This is a genomic window from Mycolicibacterium parafortuitum (assembly GCF_010725485.1).
GTDB lineage: Bacteria > Actinomycetota > Actinomycetes > Mycobacteriales > Mycobacteriaceae > Mycobacterium.
This window is the reverse complement of record NZ_AP022598.1, coordinates 1,508,255-1,527,711: the sequence shown is the minus strand read 5'-3', so window position 1 is coordinate 1,527,711 and position 19,457 is coordinate 1,508,255. Positions and strand designations below refer to the sequence as shown.

The following is a 19,457-nucleotide window of genomic DNA, read 5'->3' as shown; positions in this document are numbered from 1 at the left end:
TTGGGCAGAAAAGTTCGCCACGAGAAACGCCGAACGGCCGGGCATCGACCCAGAAGGATCGACACCCGGCCGTGTGAGCCGAAGTTGGCTAGCCTGCGACGACGCTCAGCGTCAGCGACGCGTTCACGTCGGGGTGCAGGCGCACCGTGACGGTGTGGTTGCCCGTCGTCTTGATGTGCGCCTTGGGCAGTTCGACCGTCCGCTTGTCCAGGTTCGGGCCGCCGGCCTTCTTGATGGCGCCCACGACGTCGGCAGCGGTCACCGAGCCGAAGAGCTTGCCCGAGTCACCGGCGGTCTTGACCGACAGCTCGACGTTCTCCAGCGCCTCGATGGCCTGCTTGAGCTCGTTGGCGTGCTCGAGGCTCTTGACGCCCTTGAGCTCCTGGGCGCGACGGATGTCCTCGGCCTGCTTCTGGGCACCTCGGGTGGCGACGATCGCCAGGCCGCGGGGCAGCAGGTAGTTACGGCCGTAGCCATCCTTGACCTCGACGGCGTCGCCGGCGACGCCCAGGTGCTCGACCTCAGCGGTAAGAATCAGTTTCATCTCTTCGGCCCCTATCGCGTCGACGAGCTGAACGGCAGCAGGGCGACCTCGCGTGCGTTCTTCACCGCGATCGCGATGTCACGCTGATGCTGAACGCAGTTGCCGGTGACCCGGCGGGCGCGGATCTTGCCACGCTCGCTGATGTAGGTGCGCAGCAGCTGGGTGTCCTTGTAATCGATGGTCTGCCCCTTCTTGGAGCAGAACACGCACTTGCGTGTCTTGACCGGCTTTTCCGGAGCCGGGCGCCTCTTCGTGGAGGAGGACTTCGCCATTGTCTATCTCTTTCTGGAAATCACTTGATGAGGTTGTTGATCAGAAGGGCGGTTCTTCGTCAGCGCCGCCGAAGGACCCCGATGCGGGCGCACTGCCCCACGGATCCTCGGCCGGAGCGCTGTTGGCGGGCTGGCGTGAACCGCCGCCGCCACCGAATCCGCCGCCACCGCCACCACTGCGGCTGGCCTTGTTGACCTTCGCCGTCGCGTAGCGCAACGACGGGCCGATCTCGTCGACCTCGAGCTCCATCACCGTGCGCTTCTCGCCCTCGCGGGTCTCGAACGAACGCTGCTTGAGGCGGCCACTGACGATGACCCGGCTACCGCGAACCAGGCTCTCGGCCACGTTCTCGGCTGCTTCGCGCCAGATGTTGCAGCGGAGGAACAGCGCTTCGCCGTCCTTCCACTCATTCGTCTGGCGATCGAAGATGCGCGGGGTCGACGCGACCGTGAAGTTCGCGACGGCCGCGCCCGAAGGCGTGAAGCGCAGTTCGGGGTCAGCGGTCAGGTTTCCGATGACCGTGATGATGGTGTCACCAGCCACAAGGTCCTCCTGGATGTTGGCGGCGTGCGAGAGCAGTCGCAGGCGAGCCTACGGAACTGCTCCGACGAGCACAGCCCGTCAGTGCACTTCGACTAGTGCTTCTCGGTCCGCATGACCTTGGTCCGCAGCACGGACTCGTTCAGGTTCAGCTGACGGTCGAGCTCGGACACGGTGGCCGGTTCGGCCTTGACGTCGATGATCGCGTAGATGCCCTCGGCGTGCTTCTTGATCTCGTACGCCAGACGACGACGTCCCCAGATGTCGACCTTGTCGACACTGCCGCCGTCCTTGCGGATGACGTTCAGGAACGTCTCCAGCGACGGAGCCACGGTGCGCTCGTCAAGTGTGGGGTCGAGGATGACCATGATTTCGTATGGACGCATAAGGAACCCATCACCTCCTTCGGTCTGATCGGCCGCGGCGTATCCGCGGCAGGAGGGTCGCCTGCGTCGGCAACCCGCCCAGGTTACAGGCCGGGGCGCTGATCTGCGAAATCACCGCTGGATCGGGCGCGCAAAACGACGCCCACGGTCGCTCAGCGCGCCGGATCCGCCACCAGCCGGGGCGTCGGCCGCAGCCAGTCCGGCAGCCACCGCGGCGGCGCGTCCGGCGCCCGGTCGAACACCCCGCCGGCCGGGTCGTCGACGCCGTCCTGACGGACCAGATCCAGCCGGGGCCGGTAGATCTCGCGGATCACCAAGCCGCACAACGTGATCACCGCGATGTCGCGCAACAGCACCGTTGCGGTGAACGCCTGCTCGGGCAGCCCCATGTTCTGCTCGCCGAACAGGTAGAGCATGCGCGGCACCCAGACCAGCATGTCGATCGTCATCCAGGCCAACAACACCCGCCGGTGCGGCAGCGCCAGCACCGCCAGCGGGACCAGCCACAGCGAGAACTGCGGGCTCCACACCTTGTTGGTCAGCAGGAACGCGGCCACCACCAGGAACGCGAGCTGGGCCACCCGGGGCCGGCGCGGCGCGGTCAGCGCGATGTAGCCGACGCCGATGCAGCACGCCGCGAACAGCGCCGCGGTGATGGTGTTGAGCACCACCGGCGGCTCCCAGAACCCGAGCTCGGGGTCGAACCCCCGCCAGCCGGTGAACGACTTCACCACGTTGTAGATCGAATCCATGTCGTCGCCGCGACGGGTGTTGAGCCGGAAGAACTCCGACCATCCGCGCGGGAACAGCACCATGATCGGCAGGTTGACCACCAACCAGGCGCCTACCGCCGCCGCGGTCGTCTTGGCGACCTCGCGCAGCCGCCCGGTGCGTACCGCCAGCAGCGCCAGCGGCACCAGCAGCAGCAGCGGATACAGCTTGGCCGCCACCCCGAGCCCGATCAGCACCCCGGCCAGCACCGGTTTTCGCCGCGCCCAGGCCAGCAGCGCGCCGGCGGCGAACGCGGTGGCCAGCGCGTCGAAGTTGGTGAAGATCTGAAAGATCACGATCGGTGAGGCCGCGACCAGCGCGGCGTCCCAGATGCGGCGCGGGCCGGCCAGCATCGCCGTGGCCCACAGCGTCGTCAGCCAGGCCAGCGCCAGGCCCAGCGCGGCGATGTTGAAGAACATCACCACCTCGGCGATGACCGGCACCGACACCAGCTTGGTCAGCGCCGTGTACGTCTTGGCCACCGTCATCGACAAGTACTGGTAGAGCCCGGTCAGCACCGGATACTCCATGTACCGGATCGCGGGTTCGCCGTCGTACTGGACGCGCGGCGTGCCGTCGGCCTCGGTCTCCACCCAGCTGGACTTGTACGGGAACTTGCCCAGGTTCAGCAGTTCGGCGGTGTACAGCGGGACGGTGTCGGAGTAGCACAGCTCGTAGTACGCGCGCTGGTTCTCCCAGTTGCCGACCCGCTGGTCGGCGGTGCCGGTGCCGGTGGTCTGCAGGCAGGCGGCCTTGGTCGAGTAACCCAGCGCCAGGAACACCAGCGCGATGATGATCATCACCCGCAGCGGCGTCATGAAGCGGGTGCGCCCGATCAGCGCGTGCCGGCCGACGGGCCCGCCGATGGTCTCCGACAGCGCCGCGCCGATCGTGTCGGTGCGGCTGGGCATGTCGCGGGCGTCGAGGCTGCGGGCATCTCGCGCCACCGGCGCGGGTGACGTCCGCTCGGCCTCGTCGTCGACGCCGGCCGTCACGGAGGCGGAAGCGGACCGGGCGGCACGCCGGGGGCCACCGGTGCTCCCGGCGGCGGCACCTGGTCGGCCGGCGGTACCGGCGCTCCGGGCACACCCTCCGGGCCTGGCGGCGCGCCGCCCGGCGGGGGCGCGACGGGCACGGTGGTCGGCGGGCCCCACGGGATCGTGATGCCCGGCGCGATCTCCAGCGTCGGCTGGATCACGGTCTCCGACGGGGTCGGCGGCGCCGTGGTGCTCGGCGGGGGCGGGGCCTGCGGGACACCGGCGTAGCCGCCGATCTCCTCGGGCTTCGGGAACGATTCGTTGTCGGTGCCGTCGAGCGCACCGTCCATCGTCGACTTCCAGATCTGCCCCGGCAGGCCGGAACCGTAGACCGACGCGCCGCCGGAGGTCACCAGCGGCTTGGTGCCGTCGACCGTGCCCACCCAGACTGCGGTGGACAGCGACGGGGTGAACCCGACCATCCAGGCGTCGCGGTTCTGGCCGGTGTCGCCGAGCTGGTTGGTGCCGGTCTTGGCCGCCGACGGGCGGCCGCCGGACAGGCCGCGTCCGGAATAGGCGGCGATCGGCTGCATCGCGGCGATCACGTTGTCGGCGACCGCCTTGTCGATGCGCTGCTCACCGGAGTCGTCCTCCTGGCCGGCGTCGAAGAGCACCTGCCCCTCGGCGTTGACGACCTTCTGCACGAAATGCGGCTTGTGGTAGGTGCCCGACGCGGCGATCGTCGCGTACGCCGACGCCATGTCGATCACCCGGGACTGGTACTGACCGAGCACGATGCCGTTGTTGGGCGGGCCGCCCTCGCCGTCCTCGGACAGCGTGTGCTCGACACCCGGGAAGCTCTCGGCGATACCCGCGTTGTGCGCGGCGTCGGCGACGTCCTGCGGGCCGTTCTTGAGCTTGAGCATCAGCCGGTAGTAGCTGGTGTTCAGCGAGCGCTTCAGCGCCTCGGCGATGTTGCAGGTGCCGCAGCTGCTGCCCTCGACATTGCTGATCTTGATGCCGTCGACTTCCAGCGGGGAGCTGTCGACCTGGTAGCCCAGCCCCATCCCCTGCTCGAGCGCCGCGATCAGCGCGAACACCTTGAACGACGACCCGGTCGGCAGGCCGGCCTGGGCGAAGTCGAAGCCGTTGGCGTCCGAACCGCCGTAGTAGGCCTTGACCCCGCCGGTCTTCGGATCGATCGACACGACGGCCGATCGCATGTCCGGGTCCTCGCCCTCCAGATACTCCTCGACCGCATCGACGGCGGCCGCCTGCATCTTCGGGTCGATCGTCGTGGTGATCTGCAGGCCCTCGGTGTTCAGCGTCTGCTCGTTGATGTCGAAGATGTCCATCAACTCGTTGACGACCTGGCGCTCGATCAGCCCGTTCGGGCCGGTGGTCTGGTTCTGCGTGAAAGCCTGATCCGGCGGGATCGTCGCGGGGAACACCTGCGCGGCCCGCTCCTCCTGCGACAGCGCGCCGATTTCCACCATGCCGTCGAGCACCCAGCTCCACCGCACCGCGGACGCGTCCGGGTCCACCGCCGGGTCGAGTACCGACGGGCGCTGGATCAGCGCGGCCAGCAGCGCTCCCTCGGAGACCGTGACCTCCTCGATCGGCTTGCCGAAGTAGGCCTTCGCGGCGGCGGCGACCCCGTAGGCGCCGCGGCCGAAGTAGATGATGTTCAGGTACGACTGCAGCACCTGGTCTTTGGACCACTCGCTGGACATCTTCGTCGAGATCACCAGCTCTTTGGCCTTGCGGATGACACCGCCGACACCGGAGCGGGCGTCACCGACCAACGCGTTCTTCACGTACTGCTGGGTGATCGTCGAGCCGCCCTGCAGATCCCCGCCGAAGATGTTGTTCTTGAACGCGCGAAGGAAGCCGGTGAACGAGAACCCCGGGTTGGAGTAGAAGTCCCGGTCCTCGGCCGCCATCACCGCATCCCGCACGTGCACCGGGATCTGGTCGATGTTGACGTCGATCCGGTTGCCCTCGGGCGGAACGATCTTCGCGATCTCGCTGCCGTCGCTGGCCAGGATCGTCGACACCTGCGCGGTGCGGATGTCCCCGGGTTTGGGGACGTCGACGATCATGTACGCCATCCCGAACGTCAGCAGCGGCAGCACGATCAGCACCACCGCGGCGATCAGCGATCCGCGCCGGACCCACGTCCAGTTGATCTGCTCGCGCAGGCTGCGCCGCGGACCGGACGGACCGTCGCCGTCGGTCGGGCCACCACCGCCACCGCGGCCGGGGGGCGGCGGCGGCGCCGGAGGTGACGGCGGCGCGGGCCGGTCCGGTTGGCGCGCGGGCCTGCGCCGGGCCCGGGAGTCCAGCGCGCTCTTGACGGCGTCGATCGGGTCGCGGGTCGGTGGCGGCGGCGCGCCGTCGCGCACCGGAGGCAGCACCTGGGTGTGCCGGTCATCGGGCGGCACGCCCGGTGAGCGGCGCTGCTCGTCGGGCCTCGGTGGACGCGGAGGTCCCCCGGGGCCGGCAGGACGGGGTGGGGGCGGCACGTTGGGCCGCGGGTTGGGTCTTCTGGCGCCGATGCTCTCGGCCGCGCGACGCCCATCCTGAGCGTCATCGGCCGACGAGTGGTGGCGCCCTTCGCTATTCACTGGCCGTGCGCGCCGCACCGCGCGCGGTCTGGGTGCGACGCGGGCCGCGTGACCCCTTCGGGGGCGGCACCGCGCCGAGCACATACGACTTGACCAGGTGATTCCAGCTGCACGTGCGGCACACCTCCACCACGTGTACGGAGAATTCGTCGTATTTGGTGGCCAGCAAGACAAGCTCCTCGGCGGTGCGCGCGGACCCCGACACCGCGCCGAGGTGATCGCCGAATACCCACGAGACCAGGGTCAGCTGCTCTTTGCGGCATATCGGGCACATCACAGAACTCGGCTTGCCGTGGAACTTGGCCGCCCGCAGAAGATAGGGGTTGGCGTCACAGACCTCCGAGACACCGGTGCGCCCCGAGTAGACCTCGGCGAGCAGGGATCGCCGCCGCAGGGCGTAATCCACCACCTGTCGCTGCAATCGCACGTGGACCAGAGTACGTCCACGCCGACGGCACCGACCCTCGACGTGCGGCGCGGGACCGCGGCCGGACACGCCGAGAACGGTCAGGATCTCCTCTGGCCTGCGCCGGAACCGCGCGAACTCTTACGATCTTGACCGTGGCCTCGGGGAGCTCAGCACGTCGCACATCGTGGACGAGAGCAAAGGACAGCGATCGCACCGAGACGTGCCAGATCCTGGACGAGGCGCTGGCCGACGGTCAGCTGTCGATGGCCGAGCACGGCGAGCGGGTGAAGACGGCGACGACCGCCTCGACGCTGGGCCAGCTGCAGGATCTGGTGTCGGATCTGCAGACCGGCAAGAAGCTGGCCGAACCGCCGGTGATCACCAAGGTGATCAACCGCCACGTCTCGGCCCAGCCCGGCTGGGGTATCAAGGTCGCGATCGCCGCGGTGCTGGTGGTGCTCGGCATCGCGATCGGCTGGGGGCTGTACGGCAATTCGCCGTCTCCGCTGAGCTTCCAGACCGATCCCGGCGCCAAGGACGACGGCATCGCCGCCCAGGTGCTGACCCCGCCGCGGCAGCTGCAGTCCCTCGGCGGGTTCACCGGCCTGTTCGAGCAGATGCGCAAGAAGTTCGGCAGCACGATGGGCTACGAGCTCGACATCCACCGCGACATGGCCTACCTGGACCGGCCGGACCCGCAGGACAACCGGCGCTCGCAGACCTATTACTACCGCGGCGGCTGGGGTGACCCGTCCGGTTCGCCGTCGACGGTCGACGCAGACGACCGGCTGGTCGATCTGTCGAAATTCGACTACGAGAAGACCCTGGCCATCCTGCGCGGGGCCCCGGACACCGTCGGCATCGCGCGCGCCGACGTCGACGACACGTGGCTGCGGATCGGCCCGTCGGAGGACCCGGCGACGCCGGACGCGGTGAACGTCGAGATCATCGTCAACAGCGAGTTCGGGAACGGCCGCATCGAGCTGTACCCGAACGGGGACACCAAGGCGATCTGGCCCGCGAACCGCTGACCTGCGGTTTTCGGTTCTGCGGGGGACAACTGTCGCGCCCAATATATCGGCGCGATACAATTCTGCGAGGTGTCGAGCCGTCGTAGCGGCCGTAACTATCGGGAAACTATCGGAACGCTCACAAACGGGAGGTGTCCAGATGCTTGAGCTCGCCATTCTGGGCCTGCTCCAGGAGTCGCCGATGCACGGCTACGAACTGCGGAAACGCCTGACCGGTCTACTCGGGGCGTTCCGGGCGTTCTCGTACGGCTCCCTGTACCCCGCGCTGCGCCGGATGCAGGCCGACGGCTTGATCGTCGAGGACGCCGCACCCGAGGGCACGGTCAAGGTGCGCCGCGCCCGCCGCGTGTACCAGCTCACCGAGGCCGGTAAGCAGCGCTTCACCGAGCTGGTGGCCGACACCGGTCCGCAGAACTACTCCGACGACGGCTTCGGAGTGCATCTCGCATTTTTCAATCGCACCCCGGCCGAGGCCCGGATGCGCATCCTGGAGGGCCGTCGCCGCCAGGTGGAAGAACGTCGCGAAGGCCTGCGTGAAGCCATTGCGCGGGCGAGCAATTCATTCGACCGGTACACCCGGCAGCTTCATCAGCTGGGTCTTGAGTCCAGTGAACGCGAAGTCACCTGGCTCAACGAGTTGATCGCGGCAGAGAAGTCGGCGCAGGGGCGCGCCGAACAGACGTGAGCAATCTCGCGAGTTGCTACCAGCAAGACCAAAACTCAGGCAAGAAAGATAGGACAGAGGAGAAGCCGTCATGACCGCAAGCAATGACGTCAGGGTCGCGATCGTCGGCGTGGGCAACTGCGCGTCCTCGCTCGTGCAGGGCGTTCAGTACTACAAGGACGCCGATGAGAACGCCAGCGTTCCCGGCCTGATGCACGTCAAGCTCGGCCAGTACCACGTCCGCGACGTGAAGTTCGTCGCCGCGTTCGACGTGGACGCCAAGAAGGTCGGCTTCGACCTGTCCGAGGCGATCTTCGCCTCCGAGAACAACACCATCAAGATCGCCGACGTGCCGCCGACCGACGTCATCGTGCAGCGCGGCCCGACACTCGACGGCATCGGCAAGTACTACGCCGACACCATCGAGGTCTCCGACGCCGAAGCCGTCGACGTGGTCAAGGTCCTCAAGGACGCCGAGGTCGACGTGCTCGTGTCCTACCTGCCGGTGGGTTCGGAAGAGGCCGACAAGTTCTACGCCCAGTGCGCGATCGACGCCGGCGTGGCGTTCGTCAACGCGCTGCCGGTGTTCATCGCCTCGGATCCGGTGTGGGCCAAGAAGTTCGAAGACGCCGGTGTGCCGATCGTCGGCGACGACATCAAGAGCCAGGTCGGCGCGACCATCACCCACCGCGTGATGGCCAAGCTGTTCGAGGACCGCGGCGTCACGCTGGACCGCACCTACCAGCTCAACGTCGGCGGCAACATGGACTTCCTCAACATGCTCGAGCGCTCGCGCCTGGAGTCGAAGAAGGTCTCCAAGACCCAGGCCGTCACCTCGAACCTGACCGGCTCGCTGGCCGGCAAGGTCGAGGACAAGAACGTCCACATCGGCCCGTCCGATCACGTCGCGTGGCTCGACGACCGTAAGTGGGCCTACGTGCGCCTGGAAGGCCGCGCCTTCGGCGACGTGCCGTTGAACCTGGAGTACAAGCTCGAGGTGTGGGACTCCCCGAACTCGGCCGGCGTCATCATCGACGCGGTGCGCGCCGCCAAGATCGCCAAGGACCGCGGCATCGGCGGCCCCGTCGAGGCGGCTTCGGCCTACCTGATGAAGAGCCCGCCGAAGCAGATCGCCGACGACATCGCCCGCGAGCAGCTCGAGAAGTTCATCGAGGGCTAGTTTTCCTTCCGCCGAAATTGCGTTCCAGCAGACCGCTTCTCGAAGTTCGGCTGCTGGAACGCAATTTCGGCGGTTTCGTTTCAGAAACCGTAGCTGAGCTCGGCGGGGACGTCCGACGCGAACGCCGCGTCCAGCGCGGCCACCTGGGTCGGGTCGGCACACCGCAGGCGCTGCGCCGCGGCGAACGACGACGCCCGGTGTGCGCCGAGGTAGAGGCTGCCCAGCACCGACAGATCGATGTGCACGTCGGCGGGAGCGTCGGTCGGCACGCATCGGGCCCGGCCGTCACGCACCTGTAGCGCGAAGCGCCCGCCGCCACCGAGCAACGGATCCGAAACCTCCAGCACCACAGACAGATCCGCGTTGTAGGTGCGGGCCTGCAGCACCGTCGGGATGTCGAGCATCCGCAGCCACAGCCCGTCCCGGGTGTAGGCGCTATGTACCAGGCGCGGGTCGGTGAGCAGATACGGCAGCAGCGTGCCCGGATGGGTCACCACGTCGATCGTCGCCACCAGGTCGAGCCCGAGCAGGGTGCGCCACAACGCGATGTAGGCCTCCGGGGTCACCGCGGCCAGCATGGTGACCTGGGCCCGGTCCTTGCGGTCGCCGCTGTGCACCCGGTACATCGCGAACCCGTCGGGGTGTAGCAGACAGAAGAACGCGCTGCCCCCGTCGCGGGAACTCTCCCGGTCGGCGAGGATCTCGTCCCACAGCCGGGCCGGGGTGTGTAGCCCGCCGGGTGTCTGTAGCCGCCACCGCTCATAGATGTCCTCGAGCTGCGCGCGGTGCTCGGCGGACCGCACCACCCGCACCCCACCCGGATTCGGGACCTCCGGCCGCACCCGCGCCCGCTCCCGTTCGACCGACACGCTGTCCCACACCGTGGCGGGGCCGTAGCCGAACCGCCCGTAGATCTCCGCCTCGCTGGCCTCCAGCCCGGCGATCGGGTAGTCCCCCATGCGGTGGTGCAGTTCGGCCAGCATTCCGGTCAACACGCCGCGGCGCCGATGCGTGGGCAGCACCGCCACGAACGACACCCCCGCCATCGGCAGCACCGCACCGCCGGGCACGGTCAGCTGCAGGTCCAAGAACAACGAGACGCCGACGACCTGGTCGCCGTCGCACGCGATGACGGCGCTGCCGGGCGGCATCATCGACCGCCAGACCTGCCCGGCCTCCTCGGGCCGCCACACCCCGAATCCCGTCGCGGCGACCAACCCGATGCCGGGCCAGTCCGCCTCGTCGGCGGTACGGATTGTCAGTTCGCTTCGTTCTGCTGTCACAACATTCGACCGTGGCACATCAGGACCTGCGCCCGCATCCGAATATCGACTGCGTACTGTCAGACCATGGACGACACCGATGACGAGCTGGCCAGCCTGTCCGAGTTCATCTTCCTGCAGGAGAACGCCCGCCAGGCGGGCGTGACCGGTCCCCTGCCCACCGCCACCAGGGTCGATCACGGGCCGATCAGCGGGGTGAGGTTCGGCGCCGACGATCCGCAGGTCGTCTTCCTGCACGGCGGCGGACAGAACGCACACACCTGGGACACCGTGATCCTCGGCCTCGGTATGCCGGCGCTGGCGCTGGATCTGCCGGGACATGGCCGCTCCGGATGGCGCGAAGACGGTGACTACGGGCCGAAGCTCAACGCCGAGGCGCTCGAGCCGGTGATCCGCGACCTGGCCCCCGACGCCGAGCTCGTCGTCGGGATGTCGCTGGGCGGGCTGACGGCGCTGCGGCTGGCCGTCACGGCGCCGGACCTGGTGCGCAGACTTGTCCTGGTCGACGTGACACCGTCGGCACCCGAACGGCACACCGAGATGACCGACGCGCAGAAGGGCACCGTCGCGCTGGTGCAGGGCGACCGGACGTTCCCGTCGTTCGACGCGATGCTCGAGGTGACCGTGGCCGCCGCCCCGCACCGGGACCGGGAGTCGTTGCGGCGCGGGGTGTTCCACAACGCCAAACGACTCGATGACGGCACGTGGACCTGGCGCTACGACAGCATCCGCAAAGGCGAGGGCTTCGAAGGACTGTGGGACGACGTCCCCAAGCTCACCACCCCGACCACGCTGATCCGCGGCGCCAACTCGTTCTTCGTCAACGACGACGACGCCGACGAGTTCGCGCGCACTGCACCGGGTTTCCAGGGGGTCCACATCGTCGCCGACTCCGGGCACTCGGTACAGAGCGACCAGCCGCGGGTGCTGGTCGACCTGTTGCGAGGTGTACTCAAGACCTGAGCGTCATCACCGGGACCACCGTGTAGCCCAGGTCTCGCATGATCGCGAGTTCCAGGACGCTCAGCGTGCGTACCCCCGGGCCAAAGGCCAGCTCCGGGCTCATCATCAGATGGCGGAACGTCTGCAGGTCCAGGTGAGTCAGCGAACTGCCCGGCTCTAGAGGATTCGGGGTGTAGATTCGCACGAGCTGACCGTTGTTGGCCGCGACGGCATGCGCGCCGCCGAAGAAAAGGCCGTTGTTGGCTCCGGTTATGTTGCCCTCGTATTGGGTGTTGATCGTGTAATCACCGTTGAACAGGCTTTTCGCTTCATCGTTGACCATGAATTTGCCGAAGTAGTGCCACCTGCGGTTGACGCCGGAACCGAGTGCGAAGCCGAATGAGTGGATGAGCTCGTGCATGATCGTCGTCGTGAAGTCGAACTGATCACCGGGGACCTCATCGCCGAAGGCGAACGGCTTGGCGAAGTTCACGTTGATGTAGCCGTCGGCTTCAGCACCGTTGGAGTCCTCACCGGTGATGATCTCGTGCATGATTCGGCTGGGCCAGAAGCCGTCCTGGTCGCTGATCAACAGGCCGTATGCGTTCGCCAGCGTGCCGACCGACGGATCGTAGAATCCCGTCACGTCATAAGTGAGTACCACGGGTTTGACGACTCGGAAGTGCTGGATCAGTTTCTCGGCGGCGCGCTGCAGTGCGGCTTTCTTGTCGTCGTCCCAGTGGTCGCTGCCTGAGGTGTAGGCGAAGTCGAAAGTCACCGCGCCCTGGTTGATCAGAGACGTCGCGAGTCCGCTGGCGACCGGGCGGAACGGTTGCAGCAGGTTGAGGTGCAGTCCGATGTCGACCGCTGCGATGTGGAATGTGTCCACTCCGCTGAAATCCTCGCCGGGAGTATAGGTGTAGGTGCCGTCGGCGTGGAACTTCACCGTGCCTGTCTTCGGCGCCCTGGTCATCACGTAGATCAAACGATCCCCGTCGGGATCCACGCCGCCGAGACTACCGACGACCGGTCCGGAAATGACGCCGGCGATCTGGATCGGCGCTACCGTCGGCGCCTGATTGAACAACGTGCGTCGCATCGCGAGGAACGACGCCTGCAACCGCTGCTTCTTCTCCTCGGAGACTTGCAGCGAGTCCACCCACTCCTGGTTCCTCTCGGTCCACTCGTCGAGGACCGTCGCCACCCACTTCTGGTACTCGCTCTGCTCGGAAATGTAGGGCGGCTGAGGCGGTGCGGCCGCCGTCGCCGGCACCAGGGCGGGCGATTCGGCTGCCGCGCTGGAGGATTCGACCTGCTCGGTATCGTCCTCGACATCCGGATCGACGGTCACGGTGGCCGCAGTCGCAGCGGGCTTTCCCCGCACGATGGCCTCTGCGGTGGCGTCGTCGCCGACCTCGTCGAGATCTGCGTCCTCGCCGGTCGTATCGAACTCACCGGTCGTGTCGGGCTTGTCTTCGGCCCGACGTACCCCTGTCTGAGCGGCGTCGTCGTCGGATTCCCGAGCCTGGTCGGCTTTTTCGCCGGCCTCCGTCGCCTCGGTCGTATCCGTCGACCGTCTCGGCTTTGCCGGCCCGCTGGAGTCCGACGCGGCCGCCGATTCGCTGCCTGAGTCGGCCGCGGCTACGCCGAGTTCGGGACTCAAGAGGCTGAAGCCGAGCAACGCCGCCCCCATACCCGCCGAGGCCGCACCGAGCTTCAACCAACGCCGGACCGCGAAGCCATCCGATTTGCGATGACGGCCGCCCGTTGGCGCCGGTCCCCTGTGCGACGCGCAACCCGCCGTCACATCACTTCCCTTCATCCGCACTGATCGACCTGATGCCGGTGACACCCCTGCTCTAGCACGTGCTCACTAATCGACCTCGTGTCGCTGCACCACGATGTACCCGAGGTCGATCAGGATGCCGGCCTCGATGGCGCTGATCTCCCTGACCGACGGGCCCTTGCCGGTTGCATGGTTCATCAGCAACTGATGCGGCTCCTTGAAGGTCTCGTCATCGGTGTGACTGGTCGACGAACCGTTCTCGAACGGGTCCGGGGTGAACAGCGGAACCGGCCGGCCGTACACGGCAACCGCGGTGGGACCGCCGAAGAACAGGCCCCCGTTGCCGCCGGTGAGGTTGGGATTGAACGCGCTGTCCCACCGGAAGTCCTCGCCGATGGCGAACTCCCCGTCCTTGTCGGACACGAAGCTGGCATAGGTGGACCAGTTGCGCTTGGTGTACACATCGGGCGTCCTGATCCTGCCGGTGAATCCGAACGAGTGCAACATCTCGTGCCGCAGCACGGCCTTGAAGTCGTACTCGTCGTCGGCGATATCGTCGCCCAGCCCCCAGGATTCGTTCCAGTTCCATTCGATCTCGCCGTCGGCGGCGTCGCCGTTGGCGTCGACTCCGTCCTGAAGCTTCTGCTGCACCACCGATTTCCAGAAGCCCGGGGTGCTCTGGACGAGAGCGCTGCCGGCGGACGCCAGCGTGCTGTCGTCGTCATCGTCGTCTTCGGTGAGGTCATAGGTCAACGTCACCGGCGCCGTCACCCGGAAGTACTCGATCAGTTCCTCCGCCGCTCCACGCAATGCGGCCAGGCGTTCTGCGTTCCAGTCGTCCGACGACGTCTTGTCGGTGAACTCCAATTTGATGGCGCCCTGGTTGATCAGGGAGGTCGCCACACCGCTACTCACCGGACGCAGTAACTGGAGCAGGTTCATGTGCAGCCCCAGATCGATCGCGGCGACCCGGAAGGTGTCGACGCCGTTGAAATCGTCACCGGGAGTGTAGGAATACGTGCCGTCCCGATTGATCGTCACCGATCCTGACGTCGGGGCTTTGGTCAGGATGTACACCAGGCGGTCCCCGTCGGGGTCGTCGCCGCCGAGATTGCCCGTCACCGCTCCGGTGAGGACGCCGGTGATCTGGACCGGCGCCACCGTTGGGGCCTGATTGAAGAACGTGCGGCGCATCGCCAAAAACGACTCCTGCATGCGCTCCTTGCGCTCGTCCGAGATCTGCAGCGAGTCGACCCACTCCTGGTGTCGGGCGGTCCAATCGTCGAGGATCTCCGCGACCCGGATCTGATACGCGCTCTGCGGCGAGACGTACGGCGCCGGCGCCACAGGCCAGTCGTACTCGTCCTCGTCGGCCGGTTCCTCATCGCTGTCGACGTTCGCGGTGGACCGGACTGGCGGCTCCGCGACGGCGGTGGTGTCGTCACTGTCGGCCGCTGCCCCGTCGTCGGCTTCTGCGGCGGCGTCCTCGGATTCCGCGGTGGCGTCGTCGGACTCAGTTTCGGCCGCCGCGGTGGCCCGGTGGGATTTCGGCTTGACCGACACTCGTTCGGCGACGGCGTCGGCGTCGGCGTCGGCCTCGTCGTCGTCGGTGTCGTCGTCGGTGTCGGCGTCGGCGTCGGGGTCGGCGTCATCTGCCGTGCCGGTGGCGCCCGACCCGGAATCCGACGCAGCATCCGACGCCGCGGAGCCCGCCGCATCGTTTGCGGCGGAGGGGCCCGCGTTGGTCGCACCTGAGGACGCGGACTCGCTGCCGGTATCGGCTGCCGCGGTGGCGATCTCCGCACCGAGCACACCGAAGCCGAGCAGAGCGGCCCCCATGCCCGCCGTCACGGCGCCGGCGTGCAACCAGCGGCGTACCGCGAAATCTTCGGACCTGCGTGCCTTGCGATGCCTGGCTGTGGACATTTGTCGGCCCCCTATGTGTTTTCCATGTTGCGATGACCGTGATCCAGTGACTGCTCGCGAGTGAAGCCCAGCAATGCCGCGCCCATGCCCGCAGAAGCTGCGCCGAGTTTCAGCCACTGCCGAACCGGGAGGTCTGCCACGCGCCGCGGACTTTGATCTTGTTTTATCCGTGGTCGTTTCGCGCGCGGCTGCGACATAATTGACCCCCTCGACAGTCTGGGCGGGACGCTACCGCACCGCTTTGTCATCTGTCAGCAAATTCCGCATAGATTCCTCGGGCGGCTCAGACCGGCGAGGGAGCGGCGCGAACACCGGTCCGTCGACTGCTGTTCACCCGTAATCCGCCTGCTGCTGGTCTGGCTGCCGTAACTTCCGCACATTCGGCCGACCAGCCCCGGTCGAACTCCCCGCTGGAAGGAATCACATCCCATGGCGCTCGTGCCGCTCAATCTCCTTGTCACCCATGACGGCAAATCGAAGCGCCAGCACGTGACCTGTGTCCACAAGTGCGGTAACGCGTGTTCGAAGCCGGCGCCGAACACGAGCGGCAACGAGTACTTCGGCGACATCGCCAAGGCCGTCTCGCGCCGCGCCGTCCTGCAGGCCGGCGGCGTCGCCGTGCTCGCCGTCGGAGCCGGTTCCGTCCTGGCCGCATGCTCGAACACCTCCGAGCCCGCGCCGACGACCTCGTCGGCGTCCGCTGCTGCCCAGCCGCCGGCCGGCATGAACTTCGTGTCGGTCGCCCCCAACAGTGAGGACGCCGTCGTCGTCGCCGACGGCTACCAGCAGGCCGTGGTCATCAGCTGGGGCGACCCCGTCCTGCCCGGCGCCCCGGCCTTCGACGTCACCAAGCAGACCGGCGCCACCCAGCGCACGCAGTTCGGCTTCAACAACGACTTCGCCGGGTTGCTGCCGGTCCCCGGACAGTCGGACCGCTTCCTGCTGGTCACCAACTTCGAGTACGCCACACCACAATTCATGTTCCCCGGCTATGACGCCGCCGCTCCGACGCGGGATCAGTTCGACGTCGAGATCGCCTCGATGGGGATGGGTGTCGTGGAGGTCGAACGCACACCTGGCGGCGGCCTGAGGCCTGTGATGGGGCGCTACAACCGCCGCATCACCGGCGACAGCCCGTTCCTGCTCACCGGACCGGCGGCCGGCACCCCGCTCGTCAAGACCCAGGCCGACCCGGACGGCCGCACCGTCCTCGGCACCATCGCCAACTGTGCCGGCGGGGTGACACCGTGGGGCACCGTGCTGTCCGGGGAGGAGAACTTCCACGGCTATTTCGGCGCGGCGGAAGGCTCCGCCGCGCCCACACCCGTCGACGCCGACCGCCGGCGCCGGTACGGCATCTCGTACGAACCCTCTGAATTGCTCTGGGAGACCTTCGATCCCCGGTTCGACCTGGACGAGACACCCAACGAGGTCAACCGCTTCGGTTACGTGGTGGAGCTGAATCCGTGGGACCCGACGTCCACGCCGGTCAAGCACACCGCGCTGGGGCGGCTCAAACACGAGGGTGCCACCATCCACGTGACCGCCGACGGCACCGTCGTGGCCTACACCGGCGACGACGAGCGCTTCGACTACATGTACAAGTTCGTCTCCTCCCGCAGAATTCAGCCCGGCACCGATCCCGCCGCGATGGCGAACAACATGGCCATCCTCGACGAGGGCACCCTCTACGTCGCCAAGCTCTCCAGCGAGATCCCGGCCGACGAGATCGACGGCTCGGGCGCCTTGCCGGCGAATGGGTCGTTCGCCGGCTCCGGCACGTGGATTCCGCTGCTGCGGTCGGGACCGGACGGGCAGGCCCAATCCCTGGTCGGCGGGGTCACCGCCGCGGAGGCCGCCGTGTTCACCCGGATGGCCGCCGACAAGGTCGGTGCCACCAAGATGGACCGCCCGGAGGACATCGAGACCAACCCGAAGACCGGCAAGGTCTACGTCGCGCTGACCAACAACGACCGGCGTGGCGCGGACGGCAAGGCACCCGCCGATGCGCCGAATCCCCGCAACGACAACAAGAGTGGCCAGATCCTGGAGATCACCGACGACCACGCCGGCACGACGTTCACCTGGGATCTGTTGCTGGTCTGCGGAGATCCGGCCGCCGCGGACACCTACTACGGCGGATTCGACAAGACGAAGGTCAGTCCGATCTCCTGCCCGGACAACCTCGCCTTCGACAGCCACGGCAACCTGTGGATCTCCACCGACGGCAACGCGCTGGATTCCAACGACGGTCTGTTCGCCGTGGCGCTGGACGGCCCGAACCGCGGCGAGACCAAACAGTTCCTGACCGTGCCGCTCGGCGCAGAGACCTGCGGACCCGTCGTCACCGACGACCTCGTCACCGTGTGCGTGCAGCACCCCGGGGAGAACGACGAGAACACCATCGACAGTCCGCAATCCCGCTGGCCCGAAGGCGGAAACGGCACGGCACGGCCGTCGGTGGTGGCGGTGTGGAAGACAGGCGGCAACATCGGCGTGTAGGCCCCGCGTTCTCCCTCGCGAGCAGACATAAACTCCGGCGTGTCGCCGCGTGTCGTTGCGAGTTTGTGTCTGCTCGCGGGGGGCTAACCTCGGGCATGACCTCCGAGACCAGCGGACCCGTCCGCATCGGCGTCCAACTCCAACCCCAACACTCCCCCCGCTACGACCTGATCCGCGACGCGACGCGGCGCTGCGAGGACCTCGGCGTCGACGTGGCCTTCAACTGGGACCACTTCTTTCCGCTCTACGGCGACCCCGACGGCGCGCACTTCGAATGCTGGACCATGCTCGCCGCGTGGGCCGAACAGACGTCGCGCATCGAGATCGGCGCGCTGGTCACCTGCAACTCCTACCGCAACCCCGAGCTGCTGGCCGATATGGCGCGCACCGTCGACCACATCAGCGACGGGCGGCTGATCCTCGGCATCGGGTCGGGATGGAAGCAGAAGGACTACGACGAGTACGGCTATGAGTTCGGCACGGCGGGCAGCCGCCTCGACGAACTCGCGGCGGCGCTACCGCGGATCGAGAGCCGGATGGGGAAGCTCAATCCGCAACCGCTGCGCGACATCCCGGTCCTGATCGGCGGCGGCGGCGAGAAGAAGACGCTGCGGCTCGTCGCCCAGCACGCCCACATCTGGCATTCCTTCTCCGACACCGAGACCTACCCGCGCAAGTCGGAGATCCTGGCGCGCCACTGCGCCGACGTCGGCCGCGATCCCGCGACCGTCGAGCGCGCCGCCGAGGCCAAGGGCCGCACCGAGGACGCGCTGCTGGAGAACGCCGAGGCACTGGCATCGCTGGGCATCACGATGCTGACCGTCGGCGTGAACGGCCCCGACTACGACCTGTCCCAGGCCGAGGCGCTGTGCCGCTGGCGCGACCGTCGCGCCGGTACCGACTGACCCCCAAGTGAGAGACTGGCGCCGCCATGCCCAAGAAGTACGGGTTGAAAGAGAAGGACCTGGTGGTCTCCCACGTGGTCGATATGGTGCTGAGCGGTCGGCTCCGCACCGGAGATCGCCTGGACCGCAACGAAATCGCCCATACTCTGGGCCTGAGCCGGGTCCCGGTGCAGGAGGCGGTGGTCCAGCTCGAGCACGACGGCATCCTGACCACCCGTTACCACCGTGGCGCGTATGTGGAGAGATTCGACGAGTACACCCTGCGGGAGCATCACGAGCTCTACGGCGTTCTCAGCGGACTGGCCTCGGCGCGGGCCGCCGCCGCGGCGGACCCGGCGATCGTCGCCGAACTCACCGACGAGATCATCCAGATGCGCAACGGATGTGACTGCCGCCAGTTCGACACTCACACCTCGAGGTTCCGCGCCACCATCAACGCCGAGTACGCCGGACCCCGGCTCCAAGCCGCGATCGACTCTTCCCAGATGTTCATCCCCCACGCCTTCTGGCACTCCTACCTGCAGCACCGAGACGCGATGCTGCCCTTCTACGAGACCGAGCTCACGGCCATCCGCGGCCGCGACCCCGAGTCGGCGCGCAACGCGTGTGCGCAGTGGTCCGAGACGATGGCACGAATCCTGATGGCCGACCTGGTGCGGCGCGGGGTGCTGCACGGCTGACCCACTCGCCCGATCCCCCTTGGGGCCGGAC

17 protein-coding genes are annotated in these 19,457 nt (G+C 67.5%); 7 read left to right on the top strand and 10 right to left on the bottom strand.

Going from position 1 to position 19,457, the window contains the following annotated elements:
• Positions 1-88 precede the first annotated feature (88 nt).
• The 7 genes from rplI to NTM_RS07100 form a co-directional block, all read right to left on the bottom strand.
• On the bottom strand, positions 89-544 hold the full coding sequence (gene rplI, locus NTM_RS07130) for a 50S ribosomal protein L9 (RefSeq protein WP_104864198.1): 456 nt from the start codon (positions 542-544) through the stop codon (positions 89-91).
• Positions 545-555: 11 nt separating this feature from the next.
• The gene (gene rpsR / locus NTM_RS07125) at positions 556-816 is read right to left on the bottom strand and encodes a 30S ribosomal protein S18 (RefSeq protein ID WP_083142630.1); all 261 of its coding nucleotides are present in this window, start codon (positions 814-816) and stop codon (positions 556-558) included.
• Between the two features lie 40 nt (positions 817-856).
• Positions 857-1,360: a single-stranded DNA-binding protein gene (locus NTM_RS07120; protein ID WP_163765891.1), complete on the bottom strand. Its 504-nt coding sequence runs from the start codon at positions 1,358-1,360 to the stop codon at positions 857-859.
• Between the two features lie 92 nt (positions 1,361-1,452).
• Positions 1,453-1,743 carry a 30S ribosomal protein S6 gene (gene rpsF / locus NTM_RS07115; protein ID WP_083142632.1) on the bottom strand — a complete coding sequence of 97 codons (291 nt, stop codon included), beginning with the start codon at positions 1,741-1,743 and terminating at the stop codon, positions 1,453-1,455.
• Between the two features lie 152 nt (positions 1,744-1,895).
• On the bottom strand, positions 1,896-3,425 hold the full coding sequence (locus NTM_RS07110; protein WP_104864258.1) for a glycosyltransferase family 87 protein: 1,530 nt from the start codon (positions 3,423-3,425) through the stop codon (positions 1,896-1,898).
• Positions 3,426-3,505: 80 nt separating this feature from the next.
• The gene (locus tag NTM_RS07105; protein ID WP_163765890.1) at positions 3,506-5,935 is read right to left on the bottom strand and encodes a transglycosylase domain-containing protein; all 2,430 of its coding nucleotides are present in this window, start codon (positions 5,933-5,935) and stop codon (positions 3,506-3,508) included.
• Between the two features lie 175 nt (positions 5,936-6,110).
• Entirely contained in the window at positions 6,111-6,545 is a 435-nt protein-coding gene (locus NTM_RS07100) for a DUF5318 domain-containing protein (RefSeq protein ID WP_083142634.1), read from the bottom strand.
• Between the two features lie 134 nt (positions 6,546-6,679).
• Here NTM_RS07100 and NTM_RS07095 point away from each other — a divergent pair, with 134 nt between their 5' ends.
• From NTM_RS07095 to NTM_RS07085, 3 genes are all read left to right on the top strand, one after another.
• Positions 6,680-7,558, top strand: a complete 879-nt coding sequence (locus tag NTM_RS07095) for a DUF1707 SHOCT-like domain-containing protein (protein WP_104864259.1) — start codon at positions 6,680-6,682, stop codon at positions 7,556-7,558.
• Between the two features lie 139 nt (positions 7,559-7,697).
• Positions 7,698-8,243, top strand: a complete 546-nt coding sequence (locus NTM_RS07090; RefSeq protein ID WP_104864201.1) for a PadR family transcriptional regulator — start codon at positions 7,698-7,700, stop codon at positions 8,241-8,243.
• A gap of 70 nt (positions 8,244-8,313) precedes the next feature.
• Positions 8,314-9,402, top strand: a complete 1,089-nt coding sequence (locus tag NTM_RS07085) for an inositol-3-phosphate synthase (RefSeq protein ID WP_104864202.1) — start codon at positions 8,314-8,316, stop codon at positions 9,400-9,402.
• Positions 9,403-9,482: 80 nt separating this feature from the next.
• Here the strand turns inward: NTM_RS07085 and NTM_RS07080 are convergent, their stop codons facing one another.
• The gene (locus NTM_RS07080) at positions 9,483-10,685 is read right to left on the bottom strand and encodes an enhanced intracellular survival protein Eis (RefSeq protein ID WP_163765889.1); all 1,203 of its coding nucleotides are present in this window, start codon (positions 10,683-10,685) and stop codon (positions 9,483-9,485) included.
• Between the two features lie 66 nt (positions 10,686-10,751).
• On the opposite strand from NTM_RS07080, the gene NTM_RS07075 reads away from it, so the two are divergent.
• Complete coding sequence (locus tag NTM_RS07075) at positions 10,752-11,648, top strand: Rv0045c family esterase (protein WP_163765888.1); 897 nt, start codon at positions 10,752-10,754, stop codon at positions 11,646-11,648.
• Here NTM_RS07075 and NTM_RS07070 read toward each other — a convergent pair.
• A complete protein-coding gene (locus NTM_RS07070) occupies positions 11,638-13,347 on the bottom strand; it encodes an Ig-like domain-containing protein (protein ID WP_232079637.1) in 1,710 nt (569 codons plus the stop codon). The two genes, NTM_RS07075 and NTM_RS07070, sit on opposite strands and share 11 nt — an antisense overlap.
• A gap of 153 nt (positions 13,348-13,500) precedes the next feature.
• On the bottom strand, positions 13,501-15,339 hold the full coding sequence (locus NTM_RS07065) for an Ig-like domain-containing protein (RefSeq protein ID WP_163765886.1): 1,839 nt from the start codon (positions 15,337-15,339) through the stop codon (positions 13,501-13,503).
• A gap of 429 nt (positions 15,340-15,768) precedes the next feature.
• Here NTM_RS07065 and NTM_RS07060 point away from each other — a divergent pair, with 429 nt between their 5' ends.
• The 3 genes from NTM_RS07060 (at position 15,769) to NTM_RS07050 (ending at position 19,426) form a co-directional block, all read left to right on the top strand.
• Entirely contained in the window at positions 15,769-17,841 is a 2,073-nt protein-coding gene (locus NTM_RS07060) for a PhoX family protein (protein ID WP_163765885.1), read from the top strand.
• A 95-nt stretch (positions 17,842-17,936) separates the two neighbouring features.
• Positions 17,937-18,746 (top strand): LLM class F420-dependent oxidoreductase, encoded by an 810-nt coding sequence (locus NTM_RS07055; protein ID WP_163765884.1) that lies wholly within the window; start codon positions 17,937-17,939, stop codon positions 18,744-18,746.
• Positions 18,747-18,772: 26 nt separating this feature from the next.
• Positions 18,773-19,426 (top strand): GntR family transcriptional regulator, encoded by a 654-nt coding sequence (locus NTM_RS07050; protein WP_163765883.1) that lies wholly within the window; start codon positions 18,773-18,775, stop codon positions 19,424-19,426.
• Positions 19,427-19,457 lie beyond the last annotated feature (31 nt).